The sequence below is a fragment of the Streptomyces sp. NPDC033178 genome (genome assembly GCF_055577685.1).
Window position 1 is genome coordinate 82216 of record NZ_JBVIPT010000011.1, and the last position, 23289, is coordinate 105504.

Annotated in this window: 21 protein-coding genes; 8 read left to right on the forward strand and 13 right to left on the reverse strand. The window is 71.3% G+C overall.

Annotated elements, in window-relative coordinates; all coding sequences use genetic code 11:
* Positions 1–7 precede the first annotated feature (7 nt).
* The 3 genes from ACZ5VQ_RS26340 to ACZ5VQ_RS26350 are packed head-to-tail and all read right to left on the reverse strand — an operon-like array spanning position 8 to position 3149.
* On the reverse strand, positions 8–1714 hold the full coding sequence (locus tag ACZ5VQ_RS26340) for an AMP-binding protein (RefSeq protein ID WP_469107027.1): 1707 nt from the start codon (positions 1712–1714) through the stop codon (positions 8–10).
* A 41-nt stretch (positions 1715–1755) separates the two neighbouring features.
* Positions 1756–2670, reverse strand: coding sequence for an acyl-CoA thioesterase (locus tag ACZ5VQ_RS26345; RefSeq protein WP_469107028.1), 915 nt, complete (start codon positions 2668–2670; stop codon positions 1756–1758).
* A complete protein-coding gene (locus tag ACZ5VQ_RS26350) occupies positions 2667–3149 on the reverse strand; it encodes a cupin domain-containing protein (protein WP_362069016.1) in 483 nt (160 codons plus the stop codon). Before ACZ5VQ_RS26350 ends, ACZ5VQ_RS26345 begins: the two co-directional genes overlap by 4 nt.
* 181 nt (positions 3150–3330) lie before the next feature.
* On the opposite strand from ACZ5VQ_RS26350, the gene ACZ5VQ_RS26355 reads away from it, so the two are divergent.
* A complete protein-coding gene (locus ACZ5VQ_RS26355) occupies positions 3331–3750 on the forward strand; it encodes a RidA family protein (RefSeq protein ID WP_469107029.1) in 420 nt (139 codons plus the stop codon).
* 105 nt (positions 3751–3855) lie between these two features.
* Here ACZ5VQ_RS26355 and ACZ5VQ_RS26360 read toward each other — a convergent pair whose 3' ends face one another.
* The 5 genes from ACZ5VQ_RS26360 to ACZ5VQ_RS26380 all read right to left on the reverse strand — a co-directional run bounded on the left by ACZ5VQ_RS26360 (position 3856) and on the right by ACZ5VQ_RS26380 (position 7338).
* Positions 3856–4872, reverse strand: coding sequence for a hypothetical protein (locus tag ACZ5VQ_RS26360; RefSeq protein ID WP_469107248.1), 1017 nt, complete (start codon positions 4870–4872; stop codon positions 3856–3858).
* A 279-nt stretch (positions 4873–5151) separates the two neighbouring features.
* Complete coding sequence (locus ACZ5VQ_RS26365; protein WP_469107030.1) at positions 5152–5586, reverse strand: DUF7144 family membrane protein; 435 nt, start codon at positions 5584–5586, stop codon at positions 5152–5154.
* 52 nt (positions 5587–5638) lie between these two features.
* Complete coding sequence (locus ACZ5VQ_RS26370) at positions 5639–6103, reverse strand: SHOCT domain-containing protein (RefSeq protein WP_469107031.1); 465 nt, start codon at positions 6101–6103, stop codon at positions 5639–5641.
* A gap of 262 nt (positions 6104–6365) precedes the next feature.
* Positions 6366–6506 carry a hypothetical protein gene (locus ACZ5VQ_RS26375; protein WP_469107032.1) on the reverse strand — a complete coding sequence of 47 codons (141 nt, stop codon included), beginning with the start codon at positions 6504–6506 and terminating at the stop codon, positions 6366–6368.
* Positions 6507–6636: 130 nt separating this feature from the next.
* Positions 6637–7338, reverse strand: coding sequence for an HdeD family acid-resistance protein (locus ACZ5VQ_RS26380; protein WP_469107033.1), 702 nt, complete (start codon positions 7336–7338; stop codon positions 6637–6639).
* A gap of 326 nt (positions 7339–7664) precedes the next feature.
* Between ACZ5VQ_RS26380 and ACZ5VQ_RS26385 the strand changes: the two genes are divergently transcribed.
* Both ACZ5VQ_RS26385 and ACZ5VQ_RS26390 read left to right on the forward strand, forming a co-directional pair.
* Complete coding sequence (locus tag ACZ5VQ_RS26385; RefSeq protein ID WP_469107249.1) at positions 7665–8150, forward strand: potassium channel family protein; 486 nt, start codon at positions 7665–7667, stop codon at positions 8148–8150.
* 40 nt (positions 8151–8190) lie between these two features.
* Positions 8191–9600: a DUF2252 domain-containing protein gene (locus tag ACZ5VQ_RS26390; RefSeq protein ID WP_469107034.1), complete on the forward strand. Its 1410-nt coding sequence runs from the start codon at positions 8191–8193 to the stop codon at positions 9598–9600.
* 106 nt (positions 9601–9706) lie between these two features.
* Here ACZ5VQ_RS26390 and ACZ5VQ_RS26395 read toward each other — a convergent pair whose 3' ends face one another.
* From ACZ5VQ_RS26395 to ACZ5VQ_RS26410, 4 genes are all read right to left on the reverse strand, one after another.
* A complete protein-coding gene (locus ACZ5VQ_RS26395) occupies positions 9707–9904 on the reverse strand; it encodes a hypothetical protein (RefSeq protein ID WP_055610405.1) in 198 nt (65 codons plus the stop codon).
* 167 nt (positions 9905–10071) lie between these two features.
* A complete protein-coding gene (locus ACZ5VQ_RS26400) occupies positions 10072–10590 on the reverse strand; it encodes a hypothetical protein (RefSeq protein WP_469107035.1) in 519 nt (172 codons plus the stop codon).
* A gap of 39 nt (positions 10591–10629) precedes the next feature.
* Entirely contained in the window at positions 10630–12258 is a 1629-nt protein-coding gene (locus tag ACZ5VQ_RS26405; protein ID WP_469107036.1) for an MFS transporter, read from the reverse strand.
* Between the two features lie 182 nt (positions 12259–12440).
* Positions 12441–15137: a winged helix-turn-helix domain-containing protein gene (locus ACZ5VQ_RS26410; RefSeq protein ID WP_469107037.1), complete on the reverse strand. Its 2697-nt coding sequence runs from the start codon at positions 15135–15137 to the stop codon at positions 12441–12443.
* Positions 15138–15542: 405 nt separating this feature from the next.
* Between ACZ5VQ_RS26410 and ACZ5VQ_RS26415 the strand changes: the two genes are divergently transcribed.
* The 5 genes from ACZ5VQ_RS26415 (at position 15543) to ACZ5VQ_RS26435 (ending at position 21243) form a co-directional block, all read left to right on the forward strand.
* Positions 15543–16301: a response regulator transcription factor gene (locus ACZ5VQ_RS26415; RefSeq protein ID WP_469107250.1), complete on the forward strand. Its 759-nt coding sequence runs from the start codon at positions 15543–15545 to the stop codon at positions 16299–16301.
* Positions 16288–18351 carry a sensor histidine kinase gene (locus tag ACZ5VQ_RS26420; RefSeq protein ID WP_469107038.1) on the forward strand — a complete coding sequence of 688 codons (2064 nt, stop codon included), beginning with the start codon at positions 16288–16290 and terminating at the stop codon, positions 18349–18351. The genes ACZ5VQ_RS26415 and ACZ5VQ_RS26420 overlap by 14 nt, the downstream gene beginning before the upstream one ends.
* Before the next feature lie 176 nt (positions 18352–18527).
* The gene (locus ACZ5VQ_RS26425; RefSeq protein ID WP_469107039.1) at positions 18528–18887 is read left to right on the forward strand and encodes a hypothetical protein; all 360 of its coding nucleotides are present in this window, start codon (positions 18528–18530) and stop codon (positions 18885–18887) included.
* A gap of 118 nt (positions 18888–19005) precedes the next feature.
* Positions 19006–19641 carry a class F sortase gene (locus ACZ5VQ_RS26430; protein WP_469107040.1) on the forward strand — a complete coding sequence of 212 codons (636 nt, stop codon included), beginning with the start codon at positions 19006–19008 and terminating at the stop codon, positions 19639–19641.
* Positions 19642–19845: 204 nt separating this feature from the next.
* Entirely contained in the window at positions 19846–21243 is a 1398-nt protein-coding gene (locus tag ACZ5VQ_RS26435) for an MFS transporter (protein WP_469107041.1), read from the forward strand.
* Between the two features lie 64 nt (positions 21244–21307).
* Here the strand turns inward: ACZ5VQ_RS26435 and ACZ5VQ_RS26440 are convergent, their stop codons facing one another.
* Positions 21308–23233: a helix-turn-helix domain-containing protein gene (locus ACZ5VQ_RS26440; RefSeq protein WP_469107042.1), complete on the reverse strand. Its 1926-nt coding sequence runs from the start codon at positions 23231–23233 to the stop codon at positions 21308–21310.
* Between the last annotated feature and the right edge of the window lie 56 nt (positions 23234–23289).

The following is a 23289-nucleotide window of genomic DNA, read 5'->3' on the forward strand; positions in this document are numbered from 1 at the left end:
GTTCCTCTCACTGCTCGACGGCGGCCGTGGCGGCCTGCTCGTCCTCGACGATCCTGCGGAGCGCGAACCGCTGCAGCTTGCCGCTGGCGTTGCGGGGCAGCGCGTCGCAGAACCGCACGTCACGCGGGTACTTGTAGGGAGCGATGACCTGTTTGACGTGGTCCTGGATCTCCCTGGCCTTGGCGGCATCACCCAGCACGCCCTCGCGGAGCACGACGAACGCGCAGACGACGAAGCCGCGTTGCGCGTCGGGCTTCCCGACGACGGCCGACTCCAGCACATCCGGATGGGTGTCCACGGCGGCCTCGACCTCGGGCCCGCCGATGTTGTAGCCCGAAGAGACGATCATGCTGTCGCCGCGGGCGTGGTAGTGGAAGTAGCCGTCCTCGTCCCGGTGGAAGACATCGCCGGTGACGTTCCAGCCGTCCACGGTGTAGTCCTTCTGGCGTTCGTCGTCGAGGTAGCGGCAGCCGACCGGGCCGATGACGCCGAGCCGTCCCGGCTCGCCGGGTCCGAGCTCCGAGCCGTCCGGGCCGAGGATGGTGGCGCGGTAGCCCGGCACCGGCTTCCCGGTGGCTCCGGGCCTGATGTCGTCACCGGCGGCGGAGAGGAAGATGTGCAGCAGCTCGGTGGCGCCGATCCCGTCGACGATCCGTAGTCCGAGCCGGTCCCGCAGCCGCTCCCAGACGGCCCGGGGTATGTGTTCACCGGCCGACACCCCGACCCGCAGTCCGGCGAGCCGCTGTTCCTGCCCCTCCCGCAGGATCGCCTGGTACGCCGTGGGGGCTGTCGCGAGCACGGTGACGCCCAACTCATCGACGTACTGGGCGAGTTGGAGCGGTGTGGCGGCCTCGGTCAGCAGGGCGCAGGCGCCGGCCCGCAGCGGGAAGACGACGAGCATGCCGAGACCGAAGGTGAAGGCGAAGGGGGCGCTGCAGGCGACCAGGTCGTCGGGGAGCAGGCGCAGCACATGGCGGCCGAAGGTGTTGTCGATGGACAGGATGTCGCGGTGGAAGTGCATGGTGATCTTCGGGACACCCGTGCTGCCGGACGTCGGCGCGAGGAGCGCCACGTCGTCGGCGGCGGTGTCCACGGCGGTGAACTCGCCGGACTTGGTACCGGCCCGCGCCACGAGGTCGTCCGGGCCGGTGCCGCCGAACTCCACGACCGTCAGCGCCGGCGACGCCGCGTCCCGTTCGGCACGCGCGTCTTGCGCCTCCCTGACGGCGTGCACGTCCTCGGCGAACCGCTGGTCCACCAGCGCTACGGAGGGGCGCGTCCGCTCGACGATGGGGGCGATCTCGCGGGCGCGCAGCGCGGCCATGACGGTGACGACCACTCCCCCGGCCTTGAGCACGCCGAGCCAACTCGCCACCGCCCAGGGGTTGTTGGGAGACCGCAACAGGACCCGCTGTCCGGGGACCAGCCCCAGGTCCTCGGTGAGCACCTGGGCGACCTGGTTGGTCCGGGTCTGCAACTCGCCGTAGGAGCAGCTCTCCCCTGTCGGAGTGCGCAGTGCCGGACGGTCGGCTCCGAACGTCGATACGGGGATGTCGATGAGCTCGGCGGCGGCGTTGAGCCGGTCCGGGTACCGCAGCTCCGGTGTGCTGAACTCGATAGTCGGCCACAGGTGCGCGGGAGGCAGGTGATCGCGCGTGAAGGTGTCCAGGTGCGCGGAGATCGCGGATATCGGGAGAGGCGACGGAGGAGTCAACGCGGGAGTCCTTCCGGGAGCCCACCGGTGGAGGCGGCGGGTCAGGTGGGGCGGATCATGCCCTCCTGGACGACGGTGGCCAGGTGACGGTGGTCGCGGGTGAAGAAGCGACCCGAGCCGAGACCGCGGCCCGCGTCGGCGGCGCCGGCTTCCTGGAGGTAGAGGAGCCAGTCACCGACGGGTTCGGGGCGGTGGAACCACATGGCGTGGTCGAGGCTGGCGGTGACGAGCCCGGGTTTGGCCCAGGGCAGGTCGAGTACGCGCAGTACGGGTTCGAGGATCGTGTAGTCGCAGACGTACGCCAGCGCGGCCAGGTCCCGTTGGGCGTCGGTGAGCCCCTCGACGGGCCGGAGCTGGTCGAACGGCTTGAGCCAGACGGCCTGTTGGGGGACCTTCTTGCCCTCGACGGTGAGGTAGACCGGGCCGGGCACGTGCCGCATGTCGAAGCCGCGGCCGCCGGACCAGTAGGCCTTCGACTCCTCGGTCATGGAACCGCCGCTGAGCCCGGCGAGATACGCCGCCGAACTGGGCAGCCCCTCGGGGTCGGGCAAGTCCTCGGCGAGTTGCGGGAGTTCGGCCTCGAAGGTCTGGCCGGGCTCCCCCGCGGCGAAGTTGGCGAGGCAGACGTAGAGGGTCTTGCCGTTCTGGTAGCCGCGTACCTGCCGGGTGCTGTAGCCGCGGCCGTCGCGCAGCACCTCCACCTCGTAGCGCACGCTCGCCCCGATGTCGGCCGGGCGCAGGAAGTAACTGTGCATGGAGTGCAGGGTCTTGCCGTCGGTCACCGACCGCATGGCCGCGGCGGCGGCCTGGGCGACCAGGTCTCCGCCGTAGGCCTTGGGCCAGGGACAGGGTTGGGTGACGGCGGTGAAGGCGATGTCGAAGTGCTCGGGCTCGGCCGGTGTCAGCGCGACGGCCGCGGTGAAGATCTCCGAGGTGGGCGGTGTCCCGGTCGTCATCGGTCCAGCCAATCCCGCAGGTCGGCGTCCGCGATGTCGGGCAGGTTGACGACGATGTTCTCCGGTGTCCGGGTGGTCATCCACGTCAGGGGCTTGTTGCGCGAGAGGTTGCACTCGATGTGCGGCATGAACGGCGGCACGAAGACCCAGTCGCCCTCCCCCATGTCGACGTAGTCCTCGAACTTCTCGCCGAAGTAGATGCGGGCCCGGCCCGACAGGACGTAGCCGCCCGTCTCCGCCTCGCCGTGGTGGTGGGTGACGGAGCGGTAGCCGGGTTCGTTGCTGACCTTGCCGAACCAGAGCCGTCGGGCCGGGGTGTGCTGGGCGCTGACGCCCGAGACACGAACGGCCCCACCGGAGTCCGCGGTGTTCGCGTTCTCGGAACCGGCGCGGGTCACGACGGGCGCGACGAGCCCGCTGGGCAGCCGGTACATCGAGTTGTCGCCCTCAAGGCGGTATTTGCTGAGGTCGGGCTCCATGGAGGGGGCTCCGTTCCAGTCGTGACGGCTCAAACGACTTCGGTTCAGACGACTTCAGTCACGTTCGCGTTCAGTCACGTTCGCGCTATCTCGTTTTTTTCACGACCGTCATTTACTGTCAATACATGCCACTGTACGGATCGTCGGATCGGACCGCGACCGACCTCGAACCGGAGGCCGCATGAAGCACATCCCCGTGAACCCGGCTGCCCTGCCGACACCCAGTGGCTACTCCCACGGAACCCTGGCGGGGAACACCCTGCATCTCGGCGGGCAGACCGCCCTCGACGCCGATATGAAGATCGTTCCCGGAGGCATCGTCGAGCAGTTCCGCCAGGCGTTCGGCAACGTACTGACGACGCTCCGGGAGGTGGGCGGCCTGCCGGAGGACCTGGTCAGCGTGACGATCTACCTCACCGACATCCCCGACTACCAGGCACACGGCAAGGAGATCGGCAGGGTCTGGCGCGAACTCGCCGGGCCCGTGTACCCGGCGATGGCGGGTATCGGCTGCACCGCCCTGTGGCAGCCCGAGGCGATGATCGAGATCCTCGGCGTGGCGGTGATCCCGGAGGAGCGGCTGGTTCGACCGAGTCAGTGAACGGTACGGGCCGCACGGTCACACCCGCGGCGCGAAAACGGCCTCGGTGGCCGCCCCTCCTTCGGGGCGGCCACCGAGGCCGTAGGTCCAGCGCGAGACGCTCGCTCAGTTCGCGGGAGCCGCCTTCCGAAGGGCCGTGATGCACATGCCGACGGCCTGCTGGAGTTCCTCCAGGCGCTGGAGCATGTCGTCCTCGTAGATGGTGTCGAGGTCGTCCACGTCGTCGAAGGTCAGCTCCTCGAAGACCTTCGTCGCCTTCTGCAGGCTGCTGTAGAACTTCGTCCGGCGCTCCTGGAGGCGGAGTTCGGGGTCGGCCTGGACGGTCTGGGCTACGAGATCCTTCACGGTGTCGTAGGCGTCGGAGGCCCACTCGCCGGTGTCCTCGCCCTCGTCGAGTTCGTCGATGAGGGACAGGTGCCGCTCGGCCTCCGCGCGCAGCTCGGAGGTTGCCTCGATCGTCTGCCCTGCGGGGGTCTTGACCTGGCCGTTCTCGACGATCTGCCGGACATAGCCGATCCGGCTGGCCGCCTGCGTCTCGGTGGCGACCGCCTTCTTCAGATCGTCGGTACGGGCGATGTCACGCGCCAACTCGGTCTGCAGGGCCGGGTCTTCCTTGAGCCGGTCCAGGAGCGCGGCACGGGCGGCCTGGGCGGTGGAGGGGTCGGCGAGGATCGCGGCGCGCAGCGCGGTGGGGTTCTCGGCGACCTCCAGGGCCTTGGTCGGCCTGATGCCCTCGGCCTCGGCCGCCGCGGCGATGGCGGTGCCGCGGTCGGAGGCGGCACTGGAACGGGAGATGTAGTACGAGTGCCACACGTCGGAGTCCGGCAGTTCCACGTCCTGGCCCGGGGCCAGCGCCTCGAAGTAGGGGACGAGACCGTCGTCGGCCGCCTTGTCCCACGCCTTGTAGTAGCGCATGACCCGCTCCGGCGAGCATCCGGCCAGCTCGGCGAAGTCCTTCGCGGAGATCTTCGCCGTCTCCCCCGCGGCCTCCCCGCCGGGCCGCACGCTGCGGGCGACCTTCAGCGCGAAGGCCCAGCCGCCGGCCCGGACGTACGCCCCGAAGTCCCGGGCGTCCTGGGCCACCACGTCGGTCGAAGTGCTCTGCGTCGCCACGTCGTTCACGGTGCCCTGAGTCACCACGTCCTTCGCGGTGCCCTGCGCCACGATGCCGTGCGCGGAGCCGGCCGCATCCCCGTCGCCCGGCGCTCCGGGCTCCTCCCAGAAGGCCTCGTCCGCGGGCGTTGCTTCTCCGTGCGTGTCGTCGGCGGACTGGACGGCCGGTGCGGGCTGAGCGATCTCCACGGTCACTGAGCGGCTCTCCTGGGGAAGGTGGTACGGGCTGCAACGGACAGAGCGTGCAGCCTATATGAGCCTGCTCATGACGCTTTGGAGCTCACGGACTCATGAGCGTCCGAACTCGTCGGAGTCGTCCTTCCGGACCACGCACAGCGCCCAGATGATGAACCCCGAGAAGGCGATCATCACGATCGACCAGACCGGCGAGTACGGCAGGGAGAGGAAGTTGGCGATGATGATGAATCCGGCGATGGTGACGCCCGCGACGCGCGCCCACAACGACGCCTGGAAGAGGCCGAGGCTGATGATCACGGCGACGGCGCCCAGGATGAGGTGGATCCAGCCCCAGCCGGTGAGGTCGTACGCGAAGACGTAGTCGCGTGTCGTGACGAAGACGTCGTCCTCGGCGATCCCCATGATGCCCCGGAAGATGTCGAGTACGCCTGCGATCATGAGCATGACGGCTGCGAAAACCGTCAGGCCTTCGGCCCACGGCCGATGGGCCGTCTGCGGGTGGTGCGTGGTGTGTGTGGCGGTCATCGTGCTGCCTCGTTTCAGTCTCGTGCGGTGTTCTCGGCCGGTGCGAGTGCCGTCAGCTCCCGGAGGCGCTGCTGCCCGCGCGTTCCGACGGGCCGTGGCCGCTCAGGACCAGTTTCTTCGCCCTGCGGAACTCCTCGTCCGTGATGTCGCCGCGGCCGCGGATCTCGGACAGCTTGGCGAGTTCGTCGACGCTGCTGGGCCTGCCGTCGCCGCCCTTGGCGGTCTCCCGGACGTAGCTCGCGAAGGCCTCCTGCTGTGCCCGTGCCTGCGCGGCCTCGCGGCGGCCCATGTTCCTGCCACGGGCGATCACGTAGACGAAGACACCCAGGAACGGCAGGAGGATGACGAACACCAGCCAGCCGGCCTTGCCCCCGCCGCTCATGTCGTCGTCACGGAAGATGTCGACGACGATCCGGAAGAGCAGAACGAACCACATGATCCACACGAAGAACACCAGCATGGACCAGAAGACGCTCAGCAGGGGATAGTCGTACGCGAGGTACGTAGGCCCGCTCATGTCTCTCCTCCGTCCCCGGCGTTCGACCGCCGGCCGTTGTCTGTCGCGTCCAGCCTGCACACGACAAAGCCCGGGCGGCCTCACCCGAGGCGGGTGAGGGAACGGATCGAGGGGATGCGGCGCCCGGCACGTCTCACGGGACCGCGCGTCCCGGTTCGTCGGTGGCCGGAGCGGGTGCGGGGGCTGCGGCGAGCACTGCGCCGCACGCCGCGTGCCGCACGCCCGGGTCCGTACAGATGGGCGCTCAGAGCCGTGATCAGGGCTACGACGCGCCCGCGGCCCGGCGCAGCCGCTCGTACTCCGCGCGTTCCTCTGCGGTCAGGGTGTGACCGGACTCCGCGTGCGCGCCCGAGCGGGGCGGTTCGCCGGAACCGGACGATCCGGGGGTCTTGCCCGAGGCCATGGCTCCTCCTCGGTGAGGCGTGCCGTTCTCGGCGGCGGACCGCACCATCCGCCGGGGCACCGCGCCCCGGGACGTACGCAAACGGTCCGCAGCCGCGTCGAGCGGGGTCTCGCACTGACCGGGCGCGGACTCAGGCGGTCCGGGCGGGGTCGTGCGGCCCGGTGACTCCCGCCCTGCGGAGTGCGGCGCGCCAAGCCAGGGCGAGAGCCACCTCGGCCAGGCCGAGCAGGACGAGCCACAGTCCGAGCAGGCGGGTCAGTGCCCGGGCGGACTCGGAGGGCAGGGCCAGCACCACGATCCCCGCGACGATGCCGATCACCGCGATGCCGAGGACGAAGCCCCGGTGGGGCAGGTCCCGGGCGGCGATGGCCGTGTAGAGGGTGAGAATGCCGGACACCACCCAGACGATCCCGACGATCAGTGAGAGCGCGGCGATGGTCTGCAGCGGGTTCCGCAGGCACAGCACCCCGCCGAGGACGTACAGCACGGCGAGGAGCAGCCCGGGCAGCCGTTCGCCGTGCTCTTCCCTGGCGAAGGTCTCGACGAACCGGAACGCCCCGGTCACGAGCAGATACAGACCGAGGAGGACCGCCACCACGTGCAGGGTCCCGCTCGGCCAGACCAGGATCAGGATGCCCGGCACCAGCGTGGAGATCGCCGAGCCCAGAACCCACGTCCAGGAGCGCCCGAGTTTCGCCAGCACGGCCGCGGGGTCGGCGGCAGGGACGGGGCCTCCGTAGGGCATGTGGTCCGGCCCGCCGGACGCATGGGCCGCCCCGTCGGGCATGTGTGCCGGTCCGGTGCCCGGTTCCGGATCACGCGACACGGTCATGGTTCCTCCTCGCGCGATCGAGAGGGTCGCTCCCGGACCGCCGACGAGGCGGCACACGGGGGGGGATCGCAGGGCCAGGGTCCCGCCCGTCGTCGGCCGCCGGGTCACCCCCGGCGGGTGATCCGTGCGGGCCGCCGGAGCGATGAGGTGGGGGCGGGAGGAGACGCGCCGACGTGCGGCGCGCCAGGACGAAGAGACACGAGATGGATGATCGAGCGGCTGCCCGCAACGATCCCGTGGCCGCCCCGACGGAGTCCGCCCGGTCCGAGCGGGCGGCGTACCGGAGACGACCGGGTCCGGGGCGGCGGGAGACGGCCGTGCCCGTCGTGCGAGCCGTGTGCCTCACGGTGGGTCTCGTCACCGCGTACTACCTGCTGCCCCTGGACGGGCGTGGCACGGCCCGCACCGCGGCGCTGCTCACCTGCGGACTGCTGGCGGTCGTCCTGGTCTTCCTGTGGGAGGTGCGGGCCATCGTGCACTCGCCCTCGCCCCGTCTGAAGGCCGTCGAGGCACTGTCCGCCACGCTGGCGCTGTATCTGGTGCTGTTCGCCTGCGTCTACTACCTGATGGAGCGTTCCTCCCCGGGGTCCTTCAGTGAACCGTTGACCAGGACCGACGCGCTGTACTCCACCCTGACCACGTTCACCACCGTCGGGTTCGGCGACATCGTGGCCCGGTCCCAGACGGGACGCGTGGTGACGATGCTTCAGATGGCCGGCGGGCTGATGCTCGTGGGCGTCGCCGCCCGGGTGCTCGCGGGCGCGGTCCGGGCGGGTCTGCGGAGGCAGGGCCGGGAGCCACCGCCGGAGTAGGACTCCCCGGCACAGGAACAGCGCACAGGAGGTGTGAGTGATGGCCGTACCGAGCGCATTCACAGCGTCCCTGACACCGGCCGAGCGGGCCGCGTACGGAAGGGACGCGCGTACGCGCGCCTCGCGTTCGTGCCACGGCTGGTTCGAGGCGGGCAAGGAACGACCCGACCCCATCGAGGTGATAGAGCGTCAGTCGGCCACCCGGCTGCCCGGGTTGGTGCCCATCCGCTACGGCCGCATGCTCGAATCCCCGTTCCGCTTCTACCGGGGTGCGGCGTCGATCATGGCGACGGACCTCGGACCCGCCCCGAACACCGGCCTGACGGCCCAGCTCTGCGGAGACGCGCACCTGCTCAACTTCCGGCTGCTGGCCTCGCCCGAACGTCATCTCGTCTTCGACATCAACGACTTCGACGAGACCCTCGCCGGGCCGTTCGAATGGGACGTGAAGCGGCTGGCGGCGAGCTTCGCGATCGCCGGGCGGGCCAACGGCTTCTCGGTCAAGGAGCAGAACGGCGCGGTACGGGCCTGCGTGCGGGCCTACCGGCAGCGGATGCGGACGTTCGCCGGCATGGGCACCCTGGACATCTGGTATGCCCAGGACGACGCCGACCGGCTGCGGGAACTGCAGGCCTCGTCGATGGACAAGAAGACCAGGCGCCGTACCGCCGAGGCGACGACGCGGGCCCGTACGCGCACCCAGCTCCAGGCCTTCGCGAAACTCACGCGGATCACGGCCGAGGGCCGGCGGATCGCACCTGACCCGCCGCTGATCACTCCGTTCCGTGACCTGCTGGCGGACTCCTCCGAGGGCGACGAGGAGAAGGAGCTCCAGAACGTGCTGGAGGGGTACAAGCGGACCCTGTCGTCCGAGCGCCGGCACCTGCTGCGCCACTACCACCTGGCCGACATGGCCCGGAAGGTGGTGGGTGTCGGCAGTGTCGGTACGCGCTGCTGGATCGTGCTCCTCCTCGGCAGGGACGACTCCGACCCGCTGCTCCTGCAGGCCAAGGAGGCGCAGGAGTCGGTTCTCGCCGCCCACACGGGCGGCGACCGTTACGACAACCAGGGCCGCCGGGTGGTGGCCGGACAGCGGCTGATCCAGACGACCAGTGACATCTTCCTGGGCTGGACCCATGTCGTGGGCCTCGACGGGCGCGAGCGCGACTTCTACGTACGCCAGCTGAAGGACTGGAAGGGCATCGCGCGGCCGGACACCATGGACCCCGGCATGCTCCGTCTGTTCGCGCAGTTGTGCGGGGCCTGTCTGGCTCGGGCACACGCCCGCTCGGGCGATCCGGTGGCCATCGCCGCCTACCTGGGCGGCAGCGACCGGTTCGACCGAGCGCTCGCCGAGTTCGCCCAGGCCTACGCCGACCAGAACGAGCGGGACTTCGAGGCACTCGGCGCCGCCGCCAAGTCCGGCAGGATCCGGGCGGAAAGCCTGTGACCGCTGCTGCTCGTGCGGATCGTCGTACGGGTGCGGATCGTCGTACAGGGCGGATCGTCGTACGCAGCCGGTCCGCGCCGATCGTCGTACGCAGCCGAACCCCGTGTCACTCCGGCAACTGGCGCATCTCCAGGACCCGTAGCCCCAGCGAGCGGCAACGGGCCAGCAGGCCGTACAGGTGTGCCTCGTCGATCACGGAGCCGTACAGGACCGTGTGGCCGGACATCATCACGTGATCCAGCTCCGGGAAGGCACTCGTCAGCGTCTCCGACATGTGTCCGTCGACGCGGATCTCGTAGCGCATGAGCTGCTCTCCCGCGGGTGGCCTGGGGCAGGCGGGCTGCGGCCTTACGGTGCGATCCTCCGCCCCGGCGGGCCGCCCGGCCTCACCCCGTAGAGGTGATACGCCGCCCGGCACGCGCTTCACCTGCGTCGATGCTCCCCGGCGCGGGCCCTCCCGCCTCGACGCCGTCAATGCGTCAGGTAGATCTTGAACGCGATGATCAGCAGCCCGAGCAGCAGGTTCACCGTGGCGGTGGCGGCCACCAGGCGCCACGAGGCCCCGGCCCGCCGTGCCGCGGCCGCCGACCAGCCCACCTGGCCCGCCACGGCGACCGAGAGGGCCAGCCACAGGGAGCCCGACAGGTCGAGGCCCAGGAGGGGGCTGACGGCGAGGGCGACGGCAGGAGGGACGGCCGCCTTGACGATGGGCCACTCGTCACGGCACGCACGCAGCACGGTCCGGCGGTCGAGACCGAGCTCCGCCAGACGGGCCCCGAACAGCTGGGCGTGCACATGCGCGATCCAGAACGCCACGCCGGTGAGCAACAGCAGCAGCACCAGTTCCAGACGGGGGAACTCGCCCAGGGAACCGGCGCCGACGATCACCGAGGCGGCGAGCATGGATCCGTAGACGCCGCCTGTGTAGTCGGCACGGGCGCGGTGCTCGGCGCTGCGCGCTCGGGCCGCGGTGTGCTCGGCCTCGGACATCGCGGCCTCCCTCGAAGTCGGCCGGCCGGAGTCGATCGGTCAGCCGGTCGACCCGGTCGCCCCGGCGGGCGCGCCGGTGTCGGGTTGCTTCGGACGGCCTGTTCCCCGGGTCGGCAGATGCCGCGTGACCAGGAAGCTGGCGAGTGTGATTCCGCCGGTGGCGAGGATCGCCGCCTTCAGGCCGTCGAGCTGCGCCGAGGCGTACGAGTCACCGAGGGCGTCGACCTCGGACGGCGGCAGCCCGGCGCGTTCGGCGGCCGAGCGCACCTGGTCGGTGGGCACGAAGGTGATGCCGGCTTCGAGGGCGACACCGGTCTGCTGGCGGGCCTCCTCCGACAGCTGCGGGTTCTTGTCCACCTGTGTGGTGAAGGCGTGGGCCAGGGCCCCGATGAGCAGTGATCCGATGAGGGCGGTGCCCAGTGCGGAGCCCAGGTTCTGGGCAGTGAACTGCAGGCCGCCGGCCTCGCTGCGTTCCCCCTCGCCCACGCTGGACTGGACGACGTTGCCCAGCTGCGAGGCGAGCAGGCCCATGCCCACGCCCAGCACGGCCATGGCTCCGGCGAACTGCGCGTCGTCGATGACGGGATCGATGGTGGCCAGCAGCCACACGATGGCGCCGATGAGGGTCAGCAGGGCCAGTCGGACCACCCGGCGCGGTCCGGCCGCCCGCCCGAGCCGGGCGGCGATCATGGAGGCGGCGAGCATGGTGATGGACACCGGGAGCAGCCGCAGCCCCGTCTGGAAGGCGTTGAACCCCTGAACCACCTGCAGGTACAGCGGGATGGTGAAGAACAGGCCCAGCAGGATGAGGTTCTGGCTCAGCAGGGCCATCAGGCCGGATCGCAGCGGGGGCTTGCGCAGCAGGGGCAGGTGTACGAGGGGCTCGTCACCGCGGGCCTCCCGCCGCCTCTCCCAGTGATGGAAGAAGGCCAGCACGGCGATCCCCGCGGCGACGACGAACAGCGTCGGCGCGAAGCCCAGGACGGTGAAGGGCGGGTTGCGGGGCTGCACCCAGCCCCACGAGCCGCTCTGCAGCACACCGAGGACGCCGAGCGCGAGCCCGGTCGCCGAGAGTGCGGCGCCGACCCCGTCCAGGCGGGGGCTCGGACCGGTCCTGGGTTCTTCCGTGATCGCCCGGTGGAAGCAGAGCACGACCAGGACGACCACGACCTCACCGGCGAACACCAGCCGCCAGGTGAGGTACGTCGTCACCCAGCCGCCCAGCAGCGGCCCGACCGCGATTCCGGCTCCGGCGAGTCCGCCGATGACGCCGTACGCGACCGCCCTGTCCCGCCCTCGGTAGGCCTCGGCCACGAGGGCCGCCATGGCGGGCAGCACCAGCGCGGCGCCGAGTCCTTCGATGACCGACCAGCCCAGCGCGAGGACCCACAGGGTCGGGGCCGCGGCGGTCAGGGCCGATCCCGTGGCGTAGACGGCGAGCCCGAACAGGAACAGGCGACGGCGTCCGAAGATGTCTCCGAGCCGGCCTCCGATGATCATGAAAGCGGCCATGACCAGCGCGTACAGCGTGATGACGGCCTGGATCGCGGTGACCTCGGTGTCGAAGTCCTCCACCAGTTGGCTGATGGACACGTTCATGACGGAGGTGTCCAGGACCATCAGGAACTGGGCCGTGCCCAGGACCATCAGCGCCCGCCAGTGCCTCAAGGTGCCCACCTCGCCGAGTCGCCCCGGGACCCGGCCAAGTCGACCGGGCAGCGGCCGGCCGATGCCCTGCCGCCACCCCCATCGCACCCGAAGAAGCCGCCCCGCGCCTCACCCCGCACGGGCGAGCCGGGCACCCCGTGAAAGCCCCCGGCCGGCCAGGCCTTGGAGACGCATCCCCGCGCTCACAGCAGCCCCAGCTCGCGCGCCCGGTGCACCGCGTCGTGGCGCCGGTTCACCGCCAGCTTGCGGTAGACGCTCTTGAGGTGGGTCTTGACCGTGTTCACCGACACATACAGATCGGCGGCGATCTCCTCCGTCGACATCATCTGCGCGAGCCGTTCCAGCACGTCGTGCTCGCGTCCGCTCAGCTCCTCCACGACCGGTGCCGGCGGCTGGTCTCCAGGGCGGGCCCGCGGCGCGTCGCCCGGCGGCGGTCCGGGGGTGAGCCAGCCCTCGGACAGCCCGCGCAGCGACACCGTGCCGAGCAGGGGCCGGATCCACGGTCCGGCTTCGAGGAAGGGGCGCCGCAGCCGTTCGCGCCGTGCCTCGTGCAGGGCATGGGCGACGAGTCTGCGCGCGGTGGCGGAGTCCCCCGCGCGGTCCGCGGCCTGGGCCCGCACCAGCGAGGCCCGGACGGTCACCGCGGGACCCGTACGGCCCTCGGGGCGCACCCGGTCGAGCAGATCGAGCGCCTCGACGGGCCGGCCCGCGGCGAGCTGGGCCCGTGCGGCCCCCACGACACACGCCGGCTGGTCGCCGGGCACCTCCTGCAGCAGCTCGGCGGCAGTCCGCGGCCGGCCCTCGGCCAGGTGTGCGGCCGAGGTCACCAGTGCCGTGTGCGCCTCCGACCAGGGTGAGACCACGTCGGCGGAGACGGCGGGTTCCGCCGCTTCGAGGGCTGCGTGCGTTTCACCGCGGGCCAGGAGCAGCCACGCGGTGGCGAGGGCCCGTCCCGCCCGCATCACCGGGTCCCGCATCGCGTGACGGGAGTCGGCCACCGCGTCGAGGAGGGCCTGGGCGCGGTCGAGTTCGTTGCGGTCGACGGCCACGGCGGCCAGGACGAGCAGCTCGACGCCGGAGCCGGACTCCTCCCTCAGGCTGAACCGCTCGGTCTCGGTGGTCGCCGCCAGGGCCTTGCGCTCCGCCCTGCCGGGCCAGCCGTTCAGATAGTCGATCAGGGCCAGATGGCCGAGGGACTCCTCGCGCGGAAGCGCCGTCGAGGCTCCTCCGGAGCAGGCGACCGCCGTGCTCAGTGCGTCACGTGCGTCCTCGAAGCGCCCGGCCCACAGCCGTGTCGAGCCGAGATGGGTCGACAGGAGGGCGGCGAGTTCGGGGTGCGCGTCGAGGAGCTGGGCGGGCACCTCCTGCTGGAGTTCCACGGCCGTCTCCGCCGCCGTCTCCGCCCTTGCGGGCGAACCGGTCAGCCGGGCCGCCAGCGCTTCCAGCAGAGCGCAGCTCAACCGTGCCGCCGCGAGGCCGGCTGGGCCGTCCCCGGCCGGGACCCCCTCTTCCGCCGCCAGGCTCTGCTCGGCATGCCGCAAGTGGGTCAGGCCATGGTCGAGGTCGCTCCGCGCCAGTTCACGGGCCGCCCGGACGAGATCCGTGGCGGGGCCCGTGGCCTCGGGGCCCATCCCCGAGAACAGCTCGGCAAGATGGTCCGAGCGGAGACCGGTGAAGAGCTGGCCGATGGCGAGGTCGTCGACGAGGGCGCCGGCGGTGAACTCCCAGTCGCCCGCGGCGGCGCCGTGGCCGAGCGTCTCGGCGAGGGATCCGGAATCCCGCAGCCAGGCCGCGGCCCGTCGGTGGAGTTCGGGCTCCAGACCGGGAGAGCGCATCCGCAGATGGGCATGGAGGATCTCCCGGAACAGCGGGTGGAGCCGGTACCGGGCGTGCCCGAGGTACTCGACGAACGCGTTCTCGCGGTGCAGCCCGGCCAGGACGGACTCGGCATCGGTTCGCCCGGTCAGCGCGTTCGCCAACTCGGGACCGAAGCGGTCGAGGACGCTGACCCTCAGCAGGAGGTCCTGCGCCTCGGGGCTCTGCCGCTTGAGCACCTCCGCAAGCAGGAAGTCGGCCACCGTCGTGCGATCGACCTCGAACTCCTTGAGATACGTCTCCGGATCCGGGCTCTCCTGCGCGGCCAGGGCACACAGCCGCAGTCCGGCGGCCCATCCCCGGGTGCGCTCCACGAGGGCCCGCGCGGCGGACAGCGGCACGCGCAGCCCGTGCCGTTCCAGCAGTTCGGCCGCCTCCTCGGGGGTGAAGGCCAGCTCCGCCGCCCTGATCTCGGTCATGTCGCCGACCGCCCGGTAGCGGTGCAGTGGCAGCAGGGGCTCGGTGCGGGTGACGAGGATCAGGCGCATGCCCTGTCCCGCGTGGTGCAGGACGAACTCCAGCTGCTCCGCGATCTCCGGCGCCGTCACACGGTCGTACTCGTCGAGCACCACGATCACGGGCCGGTCCCGGTCGCTCAGGCCCGCGGCGAGGCGCGTGAGCAGGGTCTGGTCCACGCGGCTCGCGTCAGCTGGGGAGCCGACCTCGGCGGGCGGGTGCACACCGGAGGCGCTCAGTGCCTGGAGGAAGTACGCCCAGAACATGCCGCAGCCCTGGGCGGTGGCGTCGTTGGTGAGCCAGGCCACGGGCCGGTCCCCTCGCGCGGCCCAGTCGGCGGCCAGCAGGGTCTTGCCCGCCCCCGCGGCCCCGCTGACCATGGTCAACGGCGTCCGCAGAGCCTGGTCGAGGTGCCTGACCAGCCGCTCCCGTCTCAGAAACGTCGCGGGACGGGTCGGTATCACGAACCGCGTGTGCAGGAACGGGTCTCCTTGGGGATCGGCGCACGACGTGGTCGGTTCCGGACCGTTCTCCTCCAGCCCAGCCATGGCGCTCACCACCACTGCTCGTCAGGTCATGGGCAGCGCTCCCCTCAGCATCCCGCGGTTTCTGCGCATGTGCGCGCCAAACCGACGGCACTGGCTTCTCCCGGGGCGGCAACAGCATCCGCCACCGAGTCCTGTGGGTTCGTACGAGTCCCGTGCCCGCCCGACAGCGCCCGCCCGGTCCTCTGCCCGCAGGAGGGCCGTGGTCAGGCCGGGCGCGCGAGCCTGTGGACGTATGGGAAGCCGCCCGGGGAGCACCTGCCGACCGTCGGACGGCGGGGCGTCGCCGCGACGGCTCCGGAGCGGTCCGGCTTCACGGCGGTGGCCTGAACTCCCCGCCTCAAAAGGTCACTTGCCACCGTCCCCGGCTCCACGCTCGTTACGCTCTCCGGCGTGTGCGCAAACATCATGGTCGCGGAAGACGACACGAAGCAGGCCGAACTGGTGCGCCGTTATCTGGAGCACGAGGGACACACGGTCACGGTGGTGGAGGACGGCCGTACGGCTCTTGAGCAGGTCCGGCACCGGGAACCGGACCTGCTCGTCCTCGATGTGATGATGCCCCGGGCAGACGGCCTCGACGTGGTACGGATTCTGCGCGCCGAGGGCCGCGAAGTGCTGGTGATGATGCTGACGGCCCGCAGTACCGAGGACGATCTGCTGCTCGGCCTCGACCTCGGTGCCGACGACTACGTGACCAAGCCGTTCAGTCCGCGTGAGCTGGTGGCCCGGGTGCGTACGCTCCTGCGCCGCAACCGGAGCTCCGACGGGTCCGCCCCAGCCGCCCCCGACCCCGCGCCCGGCTCCGGGGACAAGGCGCTGTCGGTGGGCGCGCTCAGAGTCGATCCGGACCGGCACGAGGTGTCGGTCGGGGGGACGCCGGTCGTGTGCACGCCCGGCGAGTTCCGCATCCTGGCCGCGATGGCGGCGGAGCCCGACCGGGTCTTCACCCGGCAGCGGCTCCTGGAGGAACTGCACGGCTTCGACAAGTACATCAGCGGCCGCACCGTCGACGTGCACGTCATGAACCTGCGCAAGAAGATCGAGCGCGCCCCCCGGCGGCCGGACCGGCTGCTCACCGTCTTCGGCGTCGGCTACAAGCTGACGGATCCCGCGAGGACCATTACGAGGACCAACGCGAAGAACGTGCGCCGTGCGTCGTCGTGACGAGCGGGCGCGGCTGCCACTCCGCAAGAGCCTGCTCGGGCGACTGCTGACCGTGTCGGCGCTGGTGGCCTCGTGCTCGGTCGCCGCCACCGCCTGGCTCGCCGTGCAGACGACCTCCGGCGCGATCCGCCAGGAGCAGGGCCAGAACCTCAGCGCCGATGCCGAGATCTACAACACCCTGCTGGGGTACGCGGCGACCCACCCGGGCTGGGAGGGCGTCGACGGTACCGTGCGCGAACTGGCCCGGCAGTCCCAGCGCCGGATCGTGCTGACCACCCAGGACAAGCGCCCGCTCTTCGACTCCTCCGACGACTCGAACGGCACCTCCGGCACCTCGTCCGCCGCCCCGCTGCCACCGCAGGCCTCGGCGGTCGTCGACCCGCTGTCCGTCGACACCGTGCTCGTGCCCGACACCGCCTCCGCGGGCGAGGACCGCGTCGATCCGCGCGCGGTGGGGCCGTTCCTGCTGCCCGCGAAGGAACGTACGCTCCTGCGGAAGGCCAGCGCCGACAGCGCGGAGTGCCTCGGCGCGGCGGGCATCGCCGCGGACGTCGTCGAGAGCCCGAGCGGGCGGTCTCGCGTCCAGTTCGTGAGCAGTGAGACCGACCGCTCCATGGAACTGAAGTGCCTGACGTCCTACGCGGCCGGTCCCACACCGACCGAGAAGAAGGCCCTGCGCGCGCTCAACCAACTGACCGACGCCTGTCTGAAACGGCAGGGCCGCACGGGCGTGAAACTGAACCTGGACCTGTCCTGGGACCGGGGATACGGGTCCGGAGGAACGGACACCGGCCTGCCGGTCGCGCTGCCCACGACCGGCCTCACCAGGGAGGAGGCGGCCGCCCAGCAGCGGGCCGCGGAGCAGAAGGCGGTCGAGGCGAAGGCGGCGCTGGCGAGGGCGACCAAGGAGCGGGCGACCGACGACGGGCGCGTGCCCGCGGCTCACAGCAGCAAGCACGACCGGGCCATAGCCGCCTGCGTCGGCAGCGCCCGCCGCGAGCAGCTCACGTCCTATGTCGCCGCGCCGGCACTGCTGTTCATCGACAGCACCGAGACCGCCGGCGTGCCCGGTTTCGATCTCTCACCGGCCAACACCGCGCGCATCGCCGGGGTCACGGCCCTGGTCCTCGCCCTCACCGTCGGCGCCTCGGTGATCGCCGGGGCCCGGCTCGTACGCCCGTTGCACGCGCTCACCGGAGCCGCCCAGCGGATGCGGGACGGCATGGACTCGGCGCCCGTACCGGTCGGCTCGGACAACGAGATCGGACGGCTGGCGGCGGCCTTCAACGACATGGCCGCGCACCGGGCCCGGCTGGAGGAGCAGCGCAAGGTGATGGTCAGCGACGTCGCCCATGAACTGCGTACCCCGCTGAGCAATATCCGTGGCTGGCTGGAGGCGGCACAGGACGGTCTCGCCGAACCGGACCCGGCGTTCGTCTCCTCGCTGCACGAGGAGGCGGTACAGCTCCAGCACATCGTCAACGATCTCCAGGACCTGGGCGCGGCCGACGCGGGCGCGCTGCGGCTGCACCTGGAACCGGTACGCGTGGACGACCTGCTCGGCCAGGTCGCCGCGGCACACCAGGGTCTGGCCGAGACGGCGGGTGTCACCCTGGCGGTCTCCGCGGCGCCGCCCGACGCCCCTCGACCGCCGCTGCTCGACGCCGACCCCGTCCGGCTGCGACAGGCGGTGAGCAACCTGGTCTCCAACGCCGTACGCCACACACCGTCCGGTGGCAGGGTGACGCTGCGCTCGTACGTCACCGACTCCGGGGACGAGGTGGCCGTGGAGGTGGCCGACACCGGCAGCGGCATCCCCGCGGGCGATGTCCCCCATGTGTTCGACCGCTTCTGGCGGGCGGAGAAGTCCCGCAACCGGAGCACCGGCGGCAGCGGCCTCGGCCTGGCGATCGTCCTCAAGCTCGCCGAGGCGCACGGTGGCACGGCGAGCGTGGTGAGCACGGAGGGAGAGGGCTCGGTGTTCACCTTGTGGCTGCCTGCCACGCGTGACGAGACAGCCTCCACCGGACCGGAGAACGGACCGAAGTGACTGGGAAGGACGGCGGAATTCAGGGGGCCGGGGAGACCCCTGGGCAGCCCTGATGCGATGACCATGAGCTTCTGACAGCTTCTTCACAAGTGGGCGCAAGTGTGGGGCCATGCCCGGAACCTGGTGCGGCTCGCCAACCAGGTACCACCAAGGCCGGGCTGGAACTGGAGCGATACATGTCCCGCCAACTCACCCTGCGTTTCGCCGTTCTGACCGCCGTCGCGACCGGCGCGATGCTCGTCCCGGTCGGCGCGGCCGTCGCCGACGACCCGACCCCCACGCCGAGCGCGGTCACAGGAGAAGACAAGACCGCGGCCGAAAAGAAGGCCGAGGACGCCAAGAGGGCGAAGGAGCACGAAGCCAGGAAGGCCGCCGCCGCCAAGGACCTTCCCAAGGGCGGCGTCGCCGCGGGCGAGGCCCCGGCCGAAGACTCCGGCACCACCAACCTCGTCGGTTCGGCCACCGGCGCTCTGCTGCTCGCGGGCGCCGGCACCGTCGTCCTGCACCGCCGCGCGGCCGGACGCCGCAACGGCTGACACTCGGCACGGCCCCACCGGGCACAACAGTGGCGCCGCCCTTCTCCGGGCGGCGCCACCGCGTATGCGCCTGGCCCTGTTGGTCGTTCAGTCCCTTGCTTCTGCTCTGGAGTTCGTAGTGTCACCTGCACCTCATCCGGTACAGCGCTTCGGCACCCTGCCGGCTCTTGCCCGTCTCGCCCTCGTCGTGCCCGTGGTCCTCACCGTGCTCACCGGCTGTTCGTCCGCCCCGGACAAGCCCGCCCCGGCGTCCCCGAACACACCTGCCGCCGCCGGTACCGCCTCGCCGGGCGCTCCGGAGGCCACGCAGTCGGCCGTCCCCACCGAAGTCGCCATCCCCTCGATCGGGATCACCAGTTCCCTGATGGAGCTCGGTCGCAACACGGACGGAACCGTCGAGGTCCCTCCTCCCGAGAAGGGCATGACCGCCGGCTGGTACATCGGCGGCTCCGTGCCCGGTGAGGTCGGTCCCGCCGTGATCATCGGCCACAACGACACCCGCTTCGGCAAGGCCGTCTTCCACGACCTCAAGAAGATCACCAAGGGCGCGGACATCACCGTCACCAACGGCCGCGGCGAATCGGCGCACTTCACGGTCACGGACACCGAAAGCGTGAGCAAGGACTCCTTCCCCACCGAGAAGGTGTACGGCCCGACGAAGGACCGCGCCCTGCGCCTGGTCACCTGCGACGGCGACTTCGACGCCGAGGGCCACCCGGTGAACAACCTCATCGTCTATGCGAGGTTGGCGTGAGGTGTGAACCCCGGGCCGTGAGCCCTGGGCCCTGACGCCTGCGGTCGACCGAGCAGCGGGTCCCGGCTCCGGGACGCAGACGTGGAGGCAACACGCACACTGGGCCGCCGAACTATGGTGTCCCACCACATGTGCCGCGAACATGCGCCTTTCTAGGTTGTGCCGACACGTACACGTCCCCGCAACTGTCCGGAAGTGGTGCACATGGCCTCCGCAGCAACCGCTCCCCCACCCCCCGCCAGCCTCAAGCGCATCGTCGCCGCGAGTCTCATCGGCACCACCATCGAGTGGTACGACTTCTTCCTGTACGGATCCGCCGCCGCGCTCGTCTTCAACAAGCTGTTCTTCCCGGACTCAGACCCGCTCGTCGGCACGTTGCTGTCGTTCCTGACGTACGCGGTGGGATTTGCCGCGCGGCCGCTCGGGGCGCTTGTCTTCGGGCACTACGGCGACCGGCTCGGGCGCAAGAAGCTGCTGGTGCTGAGTCTGCTGCTGATGGGTGGGGCGACCTTCGCGATCGGGCTGCTGCCCACGCACGCGACGGTGGGTACGGCGGCGCCGGTGCTGCTGACCGTGCTGCGCCTGGTGCAGGGCTTCGCGCTGGGCGGGGAGTGGGGCGGCGCGGTGCTGCTCGTGTCGGAGCACGGGGACGCGCGGCGGCGCGGGTTCTGGGCCTCGTGGCCGCAGACCGGGGCGCCCGCCGGGCAGTTGCTGGCGACGGGCGTGCTGTCGCTGCTGACCGCCGTGCTGTCGGACGCCGCCTTCACCTCATGGGGCTGGCGCATTCCGTTCCTGCTGTCGGGTGTGCTGGTGATCGTCGGTTTGTGGATTCGTCTGTCTGTCGATGAATCTCCTGTCTTCAAGGCGGCCCTCGCCCAGGCAGAGGCGCGCAAGGCGACCCGGGACGGGGCCGCCGAGAAGCTGCCGCTGGTGTCCGTGCTCCGCCACCACTGGCGGGACGTCCTGATCGCCATGGGCGCGCGCATGGCGGAGAACATCAGCTACTACGTGATCACCGCCTTCATCCTCGTGTACGCCACGACCTCGGCCGGTCTGTCCAAGCAGACCGCGCTGAACGCGGTGCTCATCGCCTCCGCCGTCCACTTCGCGGTCATCCCGCTGTGGGGCGCCCTGTCCGACCGCGTGGGCCGTCGGCCGGTGTATCTGCTGGGCGCGGCCGGTATCGGTCTCTGGATGTTCCCGTTCTTCTCGCTCATCGACACCGGGAGTTTCGGGAACCTGATCCTCGCCGTGACCGTGGGCCTGGTCCTGCACGGGGCGATGTACGCGCCGCAGGCCGCCTTCTTCTCCGAGATGTTCGCGACCCGCATGCGCTACTCCGGCGCCTCGATCGGCGCGCAGTTCGCGTCGGTCGCCGCGGGCGCGCCCGCACCCCTCATCGCGACCGCGCTCCTCGCGGACTACGACAGCTCCACGCCCATCTCCCTGTACGTGATAGGGGCGGTCGTGCTGACGCTGATCGCGGTGGGCGTGGCGAAGGAGACCCGGCACCGCGACCTCGCGGACGTGGCGGGAGACGGCGGCGCCGGGGCGGACGACGCGAAGGGGTCCGCCCGCACGGCAGACGCCCATACCGTCTGAGCCGGCGGCCCCGGACCGACCCCCGTGCGCCCGCGCGTACGGGGGTCACCCACGCGGACGGGAGTCAGCGCTGTCCGTTGGACGTCAACAGGTGGAGCCGCAGGGCGAGTTGGATCTCCAGTGTCCGGGCCGGGCTCTGCCAGTCGGGGCCGAGCAGGCGGCCCACCCGTTCCAGGCGCTGTGCGACCGTGTTGACGTGGACGTGCAGCTCGTCCTTGGTGCGCGCGGGGCTCATGCCGCAGGCGAAGTACGCGTCGAGGGTGTGCAGGAGATCGGTGCCGCGCTTCTCGTCGTACGTGACGACCTGGCCGATGGTGCGCTCGACGAAGCCGGAGATGTCCCTGCTCCCGGCGAGCAGCAGACCCAGGAACCCGAAGTCCTCCGCGGCGGCGCCGTCTCCGGTGCGGCCGAGCAGCCGCAGCGCTTCGAGGCATCGCTGTCCTTCGGTGTAGGCCTCGGCCACGGTGTCCGGGCGGGTGGCGAGGTCCTGGACCGGTGCCGAGGCGCCGACGGTGACCGCTTCGTGCACGGCGGTGCCCAGCTCCTTGGCCGTGCGGCGGGCCAGCTCCGTCGCGGTGTCACCGGCGTTCAGGGGCAGCAGCAGGACGGTTCCCCCGTCGCGCGCGGCGGCCAGGCCGTGCCGGGTGGCGGCGAGGTGGGACGCGGCGGACCACAGTCTGCGGCGCGCGGCGGCCTCCTGGTCCGCGTCGGCGGCCGTGGAGTCCAGGCGGGAGGCCAGCACCACGTGGGTGGCGTCGAGGTCGGCGTCCAGCCGGGCCGCGCGCTCGCGCAGCAGCCGGGGATCGCGGTCCCGCGCGTCGAGCAGATCGTCCAGCAACTCGCCGCGGACGCGCTGTTCGGCCTCGGAGGCCGATCGCCGGGCGAGCAGCAGGAGCGAGGTGACCATGGCCGCCCGCTCCAGAGTGCGCTGGTCCACGGGGTCGAGTCCCGGATGGCCGCGCAGCACCAGCGCGCCGAGCAGCTCGCCGCCGGCGGTCACGGCCGCGACCCAGTCGTCCCCGTGGCGCACGGCGTGGCCCTCGGCACGGGACGCCTCCAGCGCGTCACCGGGTGCGGTGCCCGCGTCCGCGAACTGCACGCTGCCGTCGAGGATCTCGGACACCGCGGCCGACACGTCGTGGACCCCGCCGCCCCGCAGCACGAGCTCGGCCAGCCGGTCGTGGACGTCGGAGGCCCGCTCGATGACCCCGCTGCGGTCGCGGATGATCTCGTTGGCCCGCTCCAGGTCCGCGAGCGCCTCGCGGGTCTCGGTGAGCAGGTTCGCGGTGTCGATGGCGGCGGCCGCGAGGGCGGCGAACGAGCCGAGCAGCGCGATCTGTTCCCGCTCGAACACCCGCGCCCGGCGGTCGGCGGCGAACAGGACGCCGATGACGTGCGGCCCGAGCATGAGCGGCACGCCGAGGATCGCCACCAGACCCTCGTCCCGTACGCCCGCGTCGATGGTCGGGGTGTGCTGGAAGCGGTCGTCCTGGAAGTAGTCGTCGGTGACATAGGGGCGGGCGGTCTGGGCGACGAGTCCGCCGAGGCCCTCCCCCATGCCGAGCCGCAGCTGCTGGAAGCGCGCCGCGACCGATCCCTCGGTAACCCGCATGTACGTGTCGCCCTCGGCCGGGTCGTTCAGGCTCAGGTACGCGACGTCCGTGCCCAGCAGGGAACGGGCGCGCTGCACGATCGCCTGGAGCACGGCGTCGAGGTCGCGCAGCCCCGCGAGGTCGTGGGCCGTCTCGAAGAGCGCGGACAGCTCGGCCTCGCGTCTGCGGCGCCCCTCCATCTCCGAACGCACGCGCAGGGCGAGGAGCTTGGCGCGCTCCAGAGCGGCGATCCGGTCGGGCGGCAGCCCGTCCGCGCGGGCGAGCAGCACCGGCTGCTCGTACGCGTCGGCGGACGCGCCCCTGGCCAGCAGCTCCAGGAACGGCGCCTCGGCGCTCGCCTCGGAGCGCTCGGCGGACTGCAATTGATCGCGAGACATGTGCACCAGGATTACCCGTCGCACCGACAGCCTGACCAGCCCTGTGGACAACTCGT